Source organism: Microcystis sp. M49636_WE2, assembly GCF_030065375.1.
GTDB lineage: Bacteria > Cyanobacteriota > Cyanobacteriia > Cyanobacteriales > Microcystaceae > Microcystis > Microcystis aeruginosa_C.
In genome coordinates this window covers 1-16,500 of sequence record NZ_JASJFG010000137.1, presented here as the reverse complement: position 1 = coordinate 16,500, position 16,500 = coordinate 1, and the positions used below count along the sequence as shown (strand labels likewise).

The 16,500-nt window shown below is 45.4% G+C and carries 11 protein-coding genes and 1 pseudogene; 3 read left to right on the top strand and 9 right to left on the bottom strand.

What is annotated here, in order from left to right; all coding sequences use genetic code 11:
• From PX484_RS03255 to PX484_RS03230, 6 genes are all read right to left on the bottom strand, one after another.
• Window positions 1–704 (bottom strand): aminotransferase class IV (locus PX484_RS03255; protein ID WP_288102838.1); only part of this gene is annotated, 704 nt, incomplete at its 3' end.
• A gap of 23 nt (window positions 705–727) precedes the next feature.
• On the bottom strand, window positions 728–2,488 hold the full coding sequence (locus PX484_RS03250) for a M61 family metallopeptidase (RefSeq protein WP_287767092.1): 1,761 nt from the start codon (window positions 2,486–2,488) through the stop codon (window positions 728–730).
• Window positions 2,489–2,993: 505 nt separating this feature from the next.
• Complete coding sequence (locus PX484_RS03245; protein ID WP_287767090.1) at window positions 2,994–5,444, bottom strand: transglycosylase domain-containing protein; 2,451 nt, start codon at window positions 5,442–5,444, stop codon at window positions 2,994–2,996.
• 119 nt (window positions 5,445–5,563) lie between these two features.
• Window positions 5,564–6,145, bottom strand: coding sequence for a rod shape-determining protein MreD (mreD, locus tag PX484_RS03240; protein ID WP_043997835.1), 582 nt, complete (start codon window positions 6,143–6,145; stop codon window positions 5,564–5,566).
• On the bottom strand, window positions 6,112–6,861 hold the full coding sequence (gene mreC, locus PX484_RS03235) for a rod shape-determining protein MreC (RefSeq protein WP_002802224.1): 750 nt from the start codon (window positions 6,859–6,861) through the stop codon (window positions 6,112–6,114). Before mreC ends, mreD begins: the two co-directional genes overlap by 34 nt.
• A 90-nt stretch (window positions 6,862–6,951) precedes the next feature.
• The gene (locus PX484_RS03230; RefSeq protein WP_002802216.1) at window positions 6,952–7,989 is read right to left on the bottom strand and encodes a rod shape-determining protein; all 1,038 of its coding nucleotides are present in this window, start codon (window positions 7,987–7,989) and stop codon (window positions 6,952–6,954) included.
• Between the two features lie 229 nt (window positions 7,990–8,218).
• Between PX484_RS03230 and PX484_RS03225 the strand changes: the two genes are divergently transcribed.
• Window positions 8,219–8,569 carry a single-stranded DNA-binding protein gene (locus PX484_RS03225; protein WP_002802212.1) on the top strand — a complete coding sequence of 117 codons (351 nt, stop codon included), beginning with the start codon at window positions 8,219–8,221 and terminating at the stop codon, window positions 8,567–8,569.
• 285 nt (window positions 8,570–8,854) lie between these two features.
• On the opposite strand, the gene PX484_RS03220 is transcribed toward PX484_RS03225, so the two are convergent.
• Window positions 8,855–9,655 (bottom strand): aminotransferase class IV, encoded by an 801-nt coding sequence (locus tag PX484_RS03220; RefSeq protein ID WP_287767089.1) that lies wholly within the window; start codon window positions 9,653–9,655, stop codon window positions 8,855–8,857.
• A 29-nt stretch (window positions 9,656–9,684) separates the two neighbouring features.
• Here PX484_RS03220 and PX484_RS03215 point away from each other — a divergent pair, with 29 nt between their 5' ends.
• Window positions 9,685–11,310, top strand: a complete 1,626-nt coding sequence (locus tag PX484_RS03215; protein ID WP_287767087.1) for an ArnT family glycosyltransferase — start codon at window positions 9,685–9,687, stop codon at window positions 11,308–11,310.
• A gap of 208 nt (window positions 11,311–11,518) precedes the next feature.
• Complete coding sequence (gene gcvP / locus PX484_RS03210; protein WP_288102835.1) at window positions 11,519–14,506, top strand: aminomethyl-transferring glycine dehydrogenase; 2,988 nt, start codon at window positions 11,519–11,521, stop codon at window positions 14,504–14,506.
• 427 nt (window positions 14,507–14,933) lie between these two features.
• Here the strand turns inward: gcvP and lpxB are convergent, their stop codons facing one another.
• Both lpxB and PX484_RS03200 read right to left on the bottom strand, forming a co-directional pair.
• Window positions 14,934–16,136, bottom strand: coding sequence for a lipid-A-disaccharide synthase (gene lpxB / locus PX484_RS03205; RefSeq protein ID WP_002802204.1), 1,203 nt, complete (start codon window positions 16,134–16,136; stop codon window positions 14,934–14,936).
• A gap of 186 nt (window positions 16,137–16,322) precedes the next feature.
• Window positions 16,323–16,500 (bottom strand): annotated as a pseudogene (locus tag PX484_RS03200) (acyl-ACP--UDP-N-acetylglucosamine O-acyltransferase); the annotation flags it as partial.

Genomic DNA, 16,500 nt, shown 5'->3' with positions numbered 1-16,500 from the left:
CCCAAATCCCGCGCGATAGTTAAAACACTATCTCTAGTAATACCCTCTAGGATATCTTGGTCAAAACTAGGAGTAATTAGCTGACCATTTCTGATGATAAAAATATTCATTCCCGTCGCTTCACAGACTTTACCCTGAGAATTCATTAAAATTGCCTCATCAAACCCCGATTCTACCGCTTCCGTTTTTGCTAAAGCAGAAGTGATATAAGCGGCGCTAATTTTACCTCGCAACGGGAAACTTCTATCCTCTTGACGATACCAAGAACTAATCCGACAGTTAACCCCATCAGCTGCTAAATAATCATCCATTTCTAGACCATAGACGAGAAAATCCTTCTCGATACCATGCAATCGCGGGGCAATTCCCAACCCCGAACTATAGACAAGGGGACGAATATAAAAAGGTCGATTACACTGATTCTTTTTAACAAAATCGATAATTATTTGATAGATTTTATCGGCAGTAATCTCGTAATTAAGAAACTTAGCGCTTTGACTTAAACGCTGACAATGACGTTCTAATCTAAACAATAATATCTGTCCCGGATTGCTAGGGTCGGGAGTACCTCGTAAACCCCCAAAAGCGGCAGTTCCGTAGTGTAGTGCGTGGGTAGCAACGGATAATTTTGCCTCAGTAAAAGGGATAAATTTATTCTCAAAATAGGCGAGAGGAAGGAAAGGAATTTCGGCGGTAATAGACATTTTTTTGTTGATTTAACCAAGAACTAAACGGGATTTACCCATGCGGAAAAATTTTGTTTCTGGCTATTAGAAGGATTTTCTACCCTGATAATTTCATAGCGAATCGTCTGCGGGGCAGCCAGTTGAACAGCAAGGGTTCGCAATTCATCGAGATGAAAGACTGTTATCTGAATAATATCACCTGCGCGGTAGTCTTTTAATCTTCCGTTTAACTGTTCCGCCGTCACCCGCAATCCATCGATAGCCAATAATTCATCATCAGCATTAATTCCCGCTTTTTGGCAAGGGGAACCCATCTCGACAAATTTAATTATTTCTTTACCCGCTTCACTCTGTACCCGCATTCCCAGATAAGGTATCGTCTCCCCATTGTCAACCCCCCGCAGATAGAGTCCAAAAGGTTCAAGATATTGATTAAAGGGTAATTCTGCCAAACCGTCGATATAACGCTGGTAGAAGTCGCTTAAATCCACTCCCGCAGCCGATTCGAGAATTGCCTGCAACTCCCCATCGGTATAACCAATCTCCTCTTTACCGAAATGTTGCCACATCGAGCGTAAAACATCATCGAGGGAACGACGGTTATCGGTGTGGGTGCGAATTAGTAAATCGAGAAGCAGCGACAATAATTCCCCCTTGAGATAGTAGGAAATTTGACTATTATCGCTATTGCTATCCCGTCGGTAGAGTTTTATCCAAGCATCGAAACTCGATTCGCCTAGAGGTTGGACAAGACGACCGGGTATATTGAGATAACGGGTGATTTCTTTGCTTAAAAGCTCTAAAAAAGTCTTACTATCGTATATTCCCGCCCGTAGAGGGATTATCATATCGTAATAACTGGTGGTTCCTTCGGCAAACCAGAGGGAAGAAGTATAATTTTCTGCGTCATAATCGAAGCTTTCTAAAGCTTTTGGGCGAATACGCTTGATATTCCAGAGATGAAAGAACTCATGGGCGACTAATTGCAGAAAACGATTATATTTATCCTTATCTCGCAATCCCAAACGCGCATAGTTAAGGGTACAGGAATTTTTATGTTCTAGTCCCCCGTAACCAGCCGCCGAAAGATGTAGCAAAAAGAGATAATTATCATAAGGGAGTCCACCGAACATAGCGGACTCGGTTTGAATAATTTTAGTCGTATCGGCGATAATTTGACTAGGATTGGCGTTTCCCCGTCCCCAGATAGCTAATTGATGGGGTTTTCCCTCGACGACAAAATCGTATAACTGATGAATCCCCACTTCCACAGGACTGTCCACCAGGGTATCGAAATCGGGAACGTGAAAGGTGTTTTTCTGTCCGGGTAAAGATTTTAAGGCAGTGGTAACGCGCCAATCGCCATGGGGGGGGATAATTGTCAGGGTGAGGGGATGTTTTTGATAATCGGGGATATAGAAAAATAAAGCAGCCCCGTTGAAGTAACCGTGAGTATCATCGAGATGGTTGGTTCTGACGGTTAAATCGTGGGCAAAAACGCGATATTTGACCGTTATTTCGGAACTATTACCAGTGTCAATCTGCCAGTGATTTTTAGCAACTTTGCGACTGTTGAGGTTAACAGCTTGAAAATCTTGGACTAAACGGGAGTATTCCCGCACCAGATAGGAACCGGGAGTCCAAACCGGCATTTTTAGGTTTAAAATCGGAGCTTGCCAACCGGTAATTTGTAGAGTGACTTCAAAGAGGTGTGAAGTCGGTTCCGACATAGCCACTTGATAGCTGAGACTTAAACGAGTTGAGGAGATGGTAGCGGGGGAAATAAGACTGGTCATCGGCATTAAACAAGCTTTTAAGTTATTCTACTAAATCCAGTTATTAAAAACTGATTATTTATTCCCCCTTTTGCATGAGTGCCTCTCCTGATATGTAGCCTATACTCAACGGATTTAGTATTACTTCCGATTTTATCACTCAATCCAAGCCTTTGGGGGGTTCTACCCCCCAAACCCCTAGGGTTGATTGATAGTAGGGTTGATTGATAGTAGGGTTGATTGATAGTAGGGTTGATTGATAGTAGGGTTGATTGATAGTAGGGTTGATTGATAGTAGGGTTGATTCATGAATCAACCCTACCCAAACCCCCCGTTGGGGTAGGGACGGCCGCTGACGCATCTGTAATAATTTAAGAGTCACTCCCCTTGCATGAGTGCCTCTCCTGATATGTAGCCTATACTCAACGGATTTAGTATTATAGCGGTGCCAAAAATCCGATGGGTTTCCAAGATTTTACCGAGCAGTTTGGGAAAGAAAACCCCCGCCAATCCTGCGGTTTTTTTTGCCGATTCAGCGTCTTTCTGCCGGGGGTGCAGGAGGAGTCACATCGGGGGGAGGAGTTACCGGTAGGGGAACCGAACGAGTGTCGGGAGCTGCCACAGTGACGGGAACGGTAATCGGTTCAGCTGCTGCGGGGGCCGTATTTTCAGGACGAGGAGCAGCGGCGCTGGTAGGAGCAGTCCTAGTACGCCGACGACTAGAACGGCGTTGGCTGGGTTCGCTAGTATTAGAACGGACGATAGTTTGCTCACGACTTACCCGAACCCGTCGCCGTCTGCGGATAGGTCCTTCGGTGGGGGAACCCTCATCGCTGCTGGCTAAACGATTGTTAGTAGTTTGGGTAAAGTAGGTACGTCGGGGTTTAATGGGTTCCGCTTTTAATGTCACCGGACGTTTGCCTAAATTCGGTTCTGGGAAACCTTGATAGGGAATATCCTTGATTGCTTCTAACATAAATTGTCGCCACATCCAAGCGGACATGGTACTGGCTCCATTGGTGGGTTTATTATTGTCATTACCGAGCCAAATTCCCGTGACTAATTGGGGAATATAACCGACAAACCAAAGGTCGCGAGCTTTATCAGAAGTGCCGGTTTTTCCTGCTACCGGACGACCAATTTGTGCGGGGGTTCCCGTTCCCGAATTAACCACATCCTGCAGCATCCAAGTCATCGTCGCTGCCGTGTTTTTATTCAGAGCAGTTTTCGGTTTAAAATTGGCTTGATAAATTACCTTACCATTGCGATCGAGTACCTGATTAATACCGTAAACTGGTTGATGCACACCATTATTAGCAAAAGTGCCGTAGGCGCTGGTCAATTCTAAAAGATTGACTTCCGAAGCACCCAAAGCCAAAGAATAAGTGGGTAAAAGTTTCGACTGGATCCCCATATCTTGAGCTAATTTAATCACCGGATTCCAACCCACAGCTACTAACACCTGAACTGCCACCACATTCAGGGAAGAAGTCAAAGCATCGCGCATGGACACCTCGCGGCCGCTATACCTATCACCGTAGTTTTCCGGTTTATAACCATCCACCACATACTGAGCATCTTTATAATTAGAATAGGGGGATTTCCCCGCCGCAATCGCCGCCGCATAGACAAAAGGTTTAAAAGTAGATCCCGGCTGACGTTTTGCTTGTGTGACCCGATTGAATTGATTCTTATCGTGGTCAATTCCCCCGACCATAGCCTTAATTTGCCCATTTTTGGGGTCAATTGCCACTAAAGCCGCCTGTTGGAAGTTCTGCCACTGGCCATAACGAGAAACCGCTCTTTCTACCACTTCCTCCGCTTCGCTTTGCCAACGAGGATTAAGGGTAGTTTTTACCACCAATCCCCCCGCTTCTAGGGTTTTAGTGGGAACCAGTTGCGGCAGTTCTTTTTCCACATAATCGGTAAAATAGGCCGCTTGCCGTTGCAGACGTTTTAGGGGACTGGTTTTAATGCCTAGGGGAGATGCGATCGCCAGTTCGGCTTGAGCGTTAGTAATAAATCCCACCTCGGCCATAGTTTTGAGGACGATATTACGCCGTTCTAGGGCAGATTTAGGGTTTTCGAGGGGAGAATAGAGACTAGGAGCGGGAACAATGCCTGCAAGGGTGGCAGCTTCGGCTAGAGTTAATTTATCGACGGGTTTACTGAAATATAACCAAGCGGCATCGGCAAGACCGTAGGCCCCGGAACCGAGATAAACTAGGTGGAAATAACGCTCTAAAATCTGGTCTTTTGTATATTTATCTTCTATTTTCTGAGCGATACGCATTTCGCGTAATTTGCGGTCGAAGCTCCTTTCTTGGGATAAAAAGACAATTCGGGCCAATTGTTGGGTGATGGTGCTGCCTCCTTCCACCACTCCCCCGGCTCTCAGGTTAGAAAAGAGAGCGCGAGCAATACCCTGGCCATCAACTCCCCCGTGTTGGCGAAAACGGCGGTCTTCACTAGCGATAAAGGCCTCCTGTACCAGTGGGGGAACTTGGGCAATTTTCACGGTTTCGTAAGTGCTAGGGCCATTTTGCTTGAGGATTTCCCCATTAGCGGCTTGAATGGTTAGGGTGCCTGGACGAGTATATGTTTCTATATCGGCGATATTTTGCGGTAAAGAGCTTTCAAGGCGATAAATGCCCCAACCTACCCCCAAAATGCCCCCAGTTACGCCTAATCCCAATCCCAAGTACAACCCAAAGCGGGGATGTTGTCGCCATTGCGGTAAGGGGGAATTGTCGATCAGGGTAGTAAATTTGTTCTTTAAGGGTTTTAACGTCTCTAGAGCCTTACTACTGGTTCGGGAGACTAAATTAACCTTTTTTTCTTCGGAAGCCGCTTCTACTGGCTTTTCCCCCGCAACGGGAGCAGATTCGGAGTCGATAGGATCGACTTTAGGGGGTTGCTGGGAGTTCTCTAATTTATTAGCGAGATTATGAAAAAATTGACTAAGTTTTTGTTTGTATTTCATGTTAGTTGAGTGGGTGAGGGAGTGGGAATTATGAATTATGAATTATGAATTATGAAGTGGGGAGAGGGGAGCAGGGAGAATAAATAAAAATAATTTCCCGACGACCGACTCCTATCTCTTTAAAGATCGCTAAATTGTCGCCACCATTGCTGGAGAGGGTAATAGAGGAGGGGAGTCCAGAGACTACTAAGCAGAGCAGAAGTGAGGCCAATGCGTTGATAATCGAGCCAAAGATCAGCGAGATTTTTGCCTCCTTGTAGATAGTATTGAAAAGCGATCGCACCATCGGCGATTAAAGTCATAACAAAGACAATTAGGACCACGGCGATCAATTCTTCTTTAACATAACGTTGTCGGTGTAAACGGGAAGTGAGGAAACCGATGAGACCAAAAACCATGAGATGGGAAGGATAATTAGAGGTTAAACTATCTTGAATAGCACCGATCGCTAATCCGGCCACCACACTATCGAGACAAGAGCGATTGAGACTCCAACTAACCAACCAAATCAGTAACCAATTGGGAGAGATGCCTAAAATCTCCATACCGGGCAGCCGCATTAAGGAAAGAAAGGTACAGAGAAGCAGTGAAGCGATAGTGACTAAAATATTCAGGATAAAACGAGAACGGGCTGATAAACGGCTTAATTTCAGCATAATTCCCCCTCTCACTGCTGGGGTTGCGGGTGAACGAAGACCCATTCGAGATTGTCCACGGTGGCGGTAAATTCAATTTTGGCGGTGGGGGCGGGATTTTCCTGTAAATTAAGGGAAATTATGCGACCGATGGGCAACCCTGGCGAAAAAAGGCTACTAAAAGCCGAAGTTGTCACCACATCTCCCGGTTTCACATCGGGAGCTTTTTCAAAAAAGCGCAGGGTGGCGACTTGGGAATCCTGACCTTGAATCAAACCCATGGCCCGACTACGATTCACCGTTGCTCCGATGCGACTTTGGGAATTACTGACCAATAAAACTTTGCTGGTGTGGGGAGTAACTTCCGTAATCCGTCCCACTAAACCGCCAATTCCCGTCACCGAAGCACCCACTGGCACACCATCGGCGCTACCGCGACCGATAATCACCTGTTGCCACCAATCATCGGCGCTGCGGCCAATAATTGGGGCAGAAATCAGGGGTTTTTTCTGGGTTTGATAATAACCAAGCTGTTTTTTTAATTGTTGATTTTGATATTCGACTTCACTTAAACGATTTTGTAATTCTCGCACCCGTTGATCGGCCAGAAGTTGCTCTTGCAGATTAGTTTCCTCTCCCTGAAAAGGGCGGGTTAATAAACCATACAATTCTAAAATCGCCCCACTTTGATAAGTGCGAATGTACCAAGCTCCCCCCAAAGCGGCAGCGAGCAGAAAAAGCCGCCATCCCTGCTGTGTCCATTTTCGTCGTGCTGAATACATGAGCGATTTTAAACCTCTTGGCTGTGTAGAGTGAGAATCCGTGTATTTTTCCGCTGTTGATAGCTAACGGCTAACCGATCCTAGTGACCTTTAGACATTGCGAGTTGTTTCATTCACGATCCGCTCAAAGAGTTTCTGATTTTTTAACACTTCTCCCGTGCCTTTGACAACACAGCGCAGGGGATCTTCAGCGACATGGGTAACGATACCGGTTTCGTGACTGACTAGGAGATCGAGTCCCCGTAATAAAGCACCCCCTCCCGCTAACATAATGCCGCGATCGATAATATCGGCCGCTAATTCGGGGGGAGTTTTTTCTAGGGTACGTTTGATCGCATCAACGATCACGGAAAGTGGTTCATCCATACTTTCCCGCACTTCTTCCGCTTTGATCGTCACGGTGCGGGGTAAACCGGACATGAGATGCAATCCCCGCACTTCCAGAGGAGGAAATTCATCTCCGGGGGAGGGATAAGCCGAACCAAGGCGAATTTTAATATCTTCGGCCGTACGTTCCCCAATAATCAGGTTATGGACTTTTTTTAGATAGGCGATAATTGAGTCCGTCAGTTCATCCCCAGCGACGCGCACCGATTCGCTGATCACAGTCCCATCAAGACTGAGAATGGCCACTTCCGTGGTGCCGCCACCGATATCGATGATCATATTTCCCGTCGCTTCCGAGACGGGTAAACCGGCACCCAAGGCCGCGGCAACGGGTTCATCAATTAACCCCACTTCTCGCGAGCCGGCATTTTTGGCCGCATCCACCACCGCACGTCTTTCTACGCCGGTAATGCCACTGGGAACACCGATTACCATGCGGGGATTGCCAATCGTGCCATCGAGCGCTCGTTTGATAAATTCCGCTAACATGATCTCGCAACTGTAAAAATCGGCGATTACCCCATCGCGCAGGGGTCGCAGAGCGGTGACATGGCCCGGAGTGCGACCGAGCATTTTTTTGGCCTCCTCCCCGACGGCGACCGGGTTACGATCTTGATCGATCGCCACTACCGATGGTTCCTCTAAAACGATGCCTTTCCCTGATACATAGACGAGGGTGTTTGCTGTACCCAAGTCTATACCTATGTCCCTTGATAAGCCTAGTCCTCTAAAAAAACCCACCACTTGTTTTCACTCCTGTTCTGATCAATAAAACGTTGCTATAGCTAGACTTTCGATCGAATCGACTTGGATTTTATTAGGTTTTGTTTCTCAAGTCTAGTTAATTATCGCTTCTTTCTCTCCAGATTTACCCAGGTCTTTGGCCTAATTTTCTGGCTGCCCACCGGTCAAGTTCAAGGTTTCGGGCTAAAATAAACATACTATTGTACTAAATTGAGGATTTAAGACCATGAGTTTAAATCTGGTTCATTTGGTGGGACGAGCGGGGAGAGATCCGGAAACCAAGTATTTCGAGTCGGGTAAGGTTTTATGTACTTTAACTTTAGCGGTTAATCGTCGCTCGAAAAATAGCGATCAGCCGGATTGGTTCGATCTGGAAATTTGGGGCAAAACGGCGGAGGTGGCCGCTAATTATGTGAAAAAAGGCGGTTTAATCGGGATTAAGGGTTCTTTAAAAATGGATACCTGGAATGATAAAAACACGGGATTAGCTCGCTCTAAACCAGTGATTCTCGTCGATCAATTAGATTTACTCGGTTCTAAGCGCGATAGTGAGGCTAATTCCGAGCGAGAATTTTAAAGCTTGAGCGGTATTATTTCCAGATTTTAGGTGTGTTAGCCTCTAGTAACACACCCTTATTTAGGGTTTGCGGCAAAAAGTTTTTCGTGGGGGTAGGGTGTGGGGTGTGGGGTGTAGGGTGTAGGGTTTTACCCATTTTCAGGTGGTAAATTACCTAATTTTCAGGGAAAAAGTCCCTGAATTTTCCCCCCAATCACTCCCATGGTCGGCACTTTTTGAGGGAAAAAAAGTCTAAAAACCTTGTTGGATAAGGTTTTTAGATTTATTCAGCAAACCCTATTTATTCTATAATTGACTGGAAAAATATTGCTGTAAATCTGGTAAAATTTCTCTATAAATAGCTGTATTTATCTCTATATCCCAGCCAAGAATAGAATTAAAAGGGATAATTTCTACCAGGGAATTACTATAGGCAATCCCTTGTAAAGTCCCGACAAATTCGGGAGTCCAGAGATTTTCTTGCAGGGAAATATTTTGTTTTTTTAACCAGCCGATCAAAGCCGAGCGCCCGATCCCGGGTAAAATATCAGCAGTCAGCAGGGGACTGTACCAGCAATTATCTTTCCATCCCCATAAATTGCCGGTGCTAGTTTCTAACCAATTCCCGACTCGATCAACTAATATCGCTTCTTTTGCTCCTTTTTTTTGAGCCGTTTGTGACGCTAACCAAGGGGTTAAATAATTACCAGTTTTATGTTCTCCTAAAACGCGTTGCCAAGCGGGATTATCTGTTACCCACCCAATAATTCCCCGCTCTTGTCTAATGTTTAAATCTTCCGGGAGAAATCTGCCTTTAATCCACTCCCTACCATCGGGAAAAATTGTAACTCTCAGAACAGGATAGAATAGGGATAATTCTTCGGCTCCTTGGCGAATTCGCCGCCAATCGGGAGTGGACCAGCGGAAAACTTGTAAACTAGAGTGCAAACGTTCGAGATGCTCTTGCCAATGGGTTAGGGGATGATCTAAGCTTTGTTGATAGATACGCAGGGTAGTAAAGAGTGTGGCTCCATAAAGCAGCCCAATATCATCAATACCCAGACTGATTCGCTCATTCTCGATTAATTCGCCATTATACCAATACATAATCAGTTAACTGTTTACTGCCCTAGCTTATGAACCGTCAAAAATTTACTTGGGGATATTCTAGTTATAAATTGCGTCAGAGAGAAAATTTTAAAGAATTTCTGTGTTTACTGGGATTATTAATAGCGGCCTTAATTATCTATCTAGTGGGATTAGGTAATTTACCCTTGCGGGATTGGGATGAAGCGACCATCGCTCAGGTGGCCAAGGAAATTAGCCAAACCCCACTGGAACAATTGCGCTGGTTATTTCCCAGTTTTTGGGGTGATCCCTACCTGAATAAACCGCCGTTGATTCATAGTTTAATTGGTCTAACCTACCATTTCGGGGGCATTAATGAGGCCAATACTAGACTAATTCCCGCTTTTTTTACAGCTTTATCGGTGCCGCTCCTCTACCTTCTCGGTCGAGAAATTTTTCCCGCTCGTTTGCCAGCTTTACTGTCGGCCTTGATCTATTTAACTCTTTTGCCGGTGGTGCGCCATGGCCGTTTAGCCATGTTGGATGGAGCGGTATTGTGTTTTGAAATGCTGATGTTTGTTGGTTTACTGCGCTCACGACGCGATTTACGCTGGTCTGTGGGGGCGGGGTTGGGATTTGCCCTCCTTTGTCTGACTAAGGGTATTATGGGGCTATTATTGGCGGGTATCGGCTTTATTTTTCTGCTCTGGGATACCCCCCGGTTATTAACGTCTGCCTATTTTTGGTCGGGTTGGTTATTGGGAGCAACTCCCGCTTTTGCTTGGTATAGCACCCAATTTTGGCACTACGAGCGGGAGTTTCTCGATTCCCTTTTTGTTCAACAGTTAAAGCGAGTTAGTGACGATCTGGACGATCATCGCGAACCGTTTTGGTATTATCTGCTGGAAATTATTAAATATAGTTGGCCGTGGTTAATTTTCTCGGTTTGGGGTTTACGTTTAGCTCGTCAGGAACATCTCTACAGTTGGGGGAAGTTACTGTTAGTTTGGACGGGTGTTTATCTGTTGGTGGTTTCGGTAATGGCCACCAAGTTGCCTTGGTATATTCTGCCGATCTATCCGGCCTTAGCTTTAGCGGCCGGTTATGCCTTGGCGCAGCTGGGTAATCTTCCCATCGATCGCCCCTATAATCCAATCTGGTCAATTATTCTGGGTATGATCGGCGTTGTGGCGGGTTTATTAGCTTTAATAGCCTATTTCCCTGGTAATTTTGCCGCTATTGAACCTCTCCATCCCTTAATTCTTTTAACCTTATTGTCACTTTCCCTGACCATGGTGACAACGGCGATTTTGTTAGCTCGGCACTCGGAACAATTCAGCCTGGTTTTACTCTGGGGAATGTTGGTTTCTTTGTTTATTTTTGTCAATTCTCCCCTGTGGATCTGGGAATTAAATGAGAATTTCCCCGTCAAACCTGTGGCGATTTTAGTACAGAAATATGTGCCGGCTGATCACCCTGTTTATATTGCTTTTGCCTACGAGCGCCCCTCATTAAATTTTTATAGTGGTCGTCGGGTTTTTCCCCTTGCTACTGAAGAATTAATCAATCATTGGCAAAGTCACAAGCAACCCTACCTAATTATCGATCGTCAAACCAAAGAAGCTACTGATTTAGAAGGATTAAAGGCGCTCGGAGCCACGGATTCCGGTTGGTTTTTGGTGACAAGGCAGTAGTGATACTAAATCCGTTGAGTATAGGCTACTTATGAGGACAGGCAAAAGGCAATAGGCAAAAGGAGCAATAGATAATCAGTTTTTAATAACCGGATTTAGTATGAAGTTAATTTTGTCCATAGGTCGATAGCAAATTAGCTTAGGCTTTAACTTGCTGGCTTCAAATATTACAAAAATTTTACAAGTTGCGTTAAAATCACCCCTAGCGATGAAACGCAGCACTTTTGTAATTGTTGAAACCGAGATTAATATGCTAAATGGGTCAATTACGGCCGAGAAAACCGAGGAATTCGCTCCTGCTGACCTGCAAGACCTGCTAGACTGTACCGATAGCTTTGTTAACCGTCATATTGGACCGACGGAGACGGAAATCGAGAAAATGCTGGCGGTTTTGGGTGTTGCCACCGTGGAGGAGTTAATCGCTCAAACAGTCCCCGCAGCAATTCGTTTACAAAAAAACCTTAATCTACCACCTGCCTTGAGTGAATACGCCGCTCTTGCCCAATTAAAAGCTATTGCCTCAAAAAATCAGGTATTTCGCTCCTTTATTGGCATGGGCTACCATGACTGTATCACCCCGCCGGTAATTCTCCGCAACATCTTAGAAAATCCGGGTTGGTACACCGCCTATACTCCCTATCAAGCGGAAATCGCCCAGGGACGCTTAGAAGCTCTCTTAAACTTCCAAACTCTCATCACTAGCTTAACCGGTCTGGAAATTGCTAACGCTTCTCTCCTCGATGAAGGAACAGCAGCTGCGGAAGCGATGAGTATGAGTTATGGACTGTGTAAAACTAAAGCCAATGCTTTCTTTATCTCCAGTAGTTGCCATCCCCAAACGATTGAAGTTGTTAAAACCAGAGCGATTCCTTTAGGTATTGACATTATTATCGATGATCATCGTCTCTTTGACTTTAAAACGCCGATTTTTGGCGCATTATTACAATATCCAGCCACCGATGGCGTAATTTATGATTATCGGGAATTTATCGCCAAAGCGCAGGAAAATGGCGCGTTAGTCACCGTTGCCGCCGATATTCTCAGTTTAGCCCTGTTGACTCCCCCCGGCGAATTGGGGGCTGATATTGCCGTGGGTAGCAGTCAACGCTTTGGGGTTCCCTTGGGTTATGGGGGTCCCCATGCCGCCTATTTTGCCACCAAAGATGCCTATAAACGCAGTATTCCGGGGCGCATTGTCGGGGTATCGAAGGATAGTCAGGGTAAACCCGCACTGCGTTTAGCTTTGCAAACCAGGGAACAACATATCCGCCGGGATAAAGCCACCAGTAATATTTGTACCGCACAGGTGTTACTAGCGGTGATTGCTTCCATGTACGCGGTGTATCACGGACCGGAAGGAATCAAGAAAATCGCCCAAAGAGTGCAGAAATTAACCGCTTTATTGGCAACTGGTTTAAAACAGTTGGGTTATCAGGTGGGGAAAGAACCGCGCTTCGATACGCTCAAAGTTACGGTATCCACGGGAGTTAAGGACATCCTTGCCAAGGCAAAAACCCATAAGATTAATCTGCGTTATTTTGATGACAATAATTTAGGGATTAGTGTCGATGAAACCAGCAGTCTCAGGGATGTGTGGGATTTATGGCAAATTTTTGCCCCCACCGAGGAATTACCCTTTACCACGGCGGAATTAGTCGAGAAAATTAGTCTAGAATTACCCGCTAATCTAACCCGTACCAGTGCCTATCTTACCGAGCCGGTGTTCAATCGTTACCACTCGGAAACGGAATTACTCAGATATCTGCACCGTCTGGAAACAAAGGATCTAGCCTTAAATACTTCCATGATTCCCCTCGGTTCCTGTACGATGAAACTCAATGCCGTAGCGGAGATGATTCCAGTAACTTGGGCAGAATTCGGCAAATTACACCCTTTTGCCCCGATTGACCAAGCAGAAGGCTATCAACTTCTCTTTCAACAGTTAGAGACTTGGTTAGGGGAAATTACCGGGTTTGACGGCATTTCTCTACAACCGAACGCCGGTTCTCAGGGAGAGTATGCCGGTTTACAGGTGATCCGAGCCTACCATGAAAGTCGCGGTCAAGGTCATCGTCAGATTTGCTTAATTCCTGAGTCCGCTCACGGGACTAATCCTGCCAGCGCCGTTATGTGTGGTATGAAAGTAGTGGCGGTTAATTGCGATTCTCGGGGCAATATTGATATTGATGACCTGAAAACTAAGGCCGAGAAGCATCAGGATAATCTAGCGGCTTTGATGGTAACGTATCCTTCCACTCACGGCGTTTTTGAAGAGGGAATTAGCGAAATTTGCGCCTTGATTCATCAATACGGTGGTCAAGTCTATATGGATGGCGCCAATATGAATGCTCAGGTGGGTTTATGTCGTCCGGCGGATTTTGGCGCTGATGTCTGTCACTTGAATCTCCATAAAACTTTCTGTATTCCCCACGGTGGGGGGGGACCGGGTATGGGACCAATCGGAGTAAAATCCCATTTAGTGCCTTTTCTGCCCGATATTTCCCTGGTTTTGGCGAAATTATCCCCAGAAACCGCTAACGGTAAGCATCAGGACTCGATTGGGGCTATTTCGGCCGCGCCTTGGGGTAGTGCCAGCATTTTGGTGATTTCTTGGATGTATATCGCTATGATGGGGGCAGCTGGCTTGAAAAAAGCGACAGAAGTGGCAATTTTGAACGCTAATTATATGGCTTTTCGTCTGGAGTCGGCCTATCCGGTGTTATTTAAGGGTAGCGCGGGAACGGTTGCCCACGAGTGCGTGATTGATTTACGTCCCCTGAAAAAACAGGCCGGCATCGAGGTGGAAGATGTGGCAAAACGCTTGATGGATTTCGGTTTCCACGCGCCGACGGTTTCTTGGCCCGTGGCGGGTACAATGATGGTGGAACCCACGGAAAGCGAATCTTTGGGAGAATTAGACCGTTTTTGTGAAGCTTTGTTAACTATCTATCAAGAGGTACAAGCGATCGCTAATGGTAGCATGGATCCCCACGATAATCCTTTGAAAAATGCCCCCCACACAGCCGCAGTTTTAACTGTCGATGATTGGAGTCGTCCCTATTCCCGTCAACAGGCAGCCTACCCGCTTTCTTGGCTAAAAGATTATAAATTCTGGCCGGTAGTGGGACGGGTTGATAATGCCTACGGGGACAGAAATCTGGTTTGTTCCTGTGAGGGTATGGACGCTTATAAGTAGGGTTTGCGGCAAAAAGCTTTTCCTGGGTGTAGGGTGGGGTGCATCTCATTTTTGTAAATCTACTAATTTGGGATTTTTCAAGGGAAACTTTCTCCTAAAATTGGGTGTGTTACTTTCAGTTTTATCACTCAATCCAAGCTTTTGGGGGGTTCTACCCCCCAAACCCCCCGTTGGGGGCGTGGCGCCGCCCCCAAACCCCCCGCGCATTAGCTTTTCGGTGGGATGCTTACACGCGATTGTTCATATTTTTGTACCAATTTCAGAGTTACTGATAATTGCTGATTGTCGATATTTCTGCAAATGTTGGATGCAGCCGTGGGGTGTAGGGTGTAGGAATTATGAATTATGAATTATGAATTGGGGAGCGGGGAGAAAAAAGCTGTCTCCTGTGTCCTGAATCCTGTCTCCTGACGACCGGCTCCTAACCCTAACAAAGGCCTATTTTAAATACCTCTTGTGCCACTCGCTCACAACTGCCTACTGTTCCTAAACCGGCCTTGGTTTCTGCGTATTCATCTAACATTTTTTGCCGACGTTGCTGATTTAATAATAAATCTAGACATTCCTGCATAATTCTCTCTGGGTTAGCTTCCTCTTGTAATAATTCGGGAACAATTTCTCGCATTAAAACTAAATTTACCGGTGAGACAAATGGTACAGAAAACTTCATAATATTGCGGGCAATCCAAGCAGTAACTGCACTTAAACGGTAAACCACCACCTGCGGCACATTTAACAAAGCAATTTCGAGATTAACTGTACCAGACTTAGCCACAGCCAGATCGGCTGCGGCAATCGCTTCTAAAGTCTGATCTCGTTCCATAATCACCGCATTTAATCCGTATTCCGCCACTAATTCTCGCATTTTTGGTTCGTATAAAGCTAAGGGAACGGGAATTAAAAACTTAATATCGGGAATTTTTTCCTGTAATTTTTTAGCAGCAGCGCACACCGTCGGCACGAGATATTTAAACTCCTGTTGACGGGAAGCGGGTAACAAAGCGATCACCGTTTCTTGGGGTTTTATTGCCCATTTTTGCCGCATTTCTTGGCGATTGGGAGCATTTGCCATACGATCAACTAAAGGATGTCCCACCCAAGTTACTGGTAAACCTTTTGTTTCAAAAAAACGAGCTTCAGCGGGAAAAATTGCCAATAATTTATCGGTGACGGCGATTAATTTTTCCGTATTAAATAACTTTTCTGCTGTGGCCCTTAGTTTAGCTGAGGGAATATTTTCTTCTGACCAAATCCACACCTGCGGGGCAATATAATAAATTATTGGGACATCGGGAATAATTTTTTTAGCCGATTGACCGATCGCCACATTTGCCCCCACATAATCAATTAAAATAATGATATCAGGGGGATTATCTCTAAAAAACTCTTTTGCTCGTTTTTGTAGTTGTAAAGTTGGCAAAATAAAGGGGATAGATTCAATTAATCCCATGGCAGCCAGTCGAGTGGTTTTACCCAACATTTTCGCTCCGGCTAACTCCATGCGATCGCCACCTAGAGCAAAAATTTCTAACTCAATTTCCTGAATTTTAGCTAGTTTAAAAAGGGATTCAATCAGCATCGCTGCCTGTAAATCACCCGATACCTCACCCGTACTAATAAATATACGCATTTGGATAATTATTTGATAATAAAAGAATTCAGGAGACAGGATTGCTGGAGATAGGAGTCAGGATTGAGAAGACAGACTTCGGGGTGAGCTTTTGTCGAACGCTTTTTCTTCCCGCTCCCCAATTCATAATTCATAATTCATCATTCATAATTCCCACTCCCCACTCCCTGTTCCTCAATAAAAAAATTATTTTCCCGGAATTAAACCGCGGCGTTTTTCTCCCGTGGTAGAGGATTGTAAAAATTGACAGAGATGTTGAACATGGGGGTTATCGGTTAAGAGAGAAACTTGTTCTAAAGCCTCCTGAAGATTTATATTAGAACGATAGATAATCCGAAAAGCTTTTTTCAGTAAAGCTAGATCT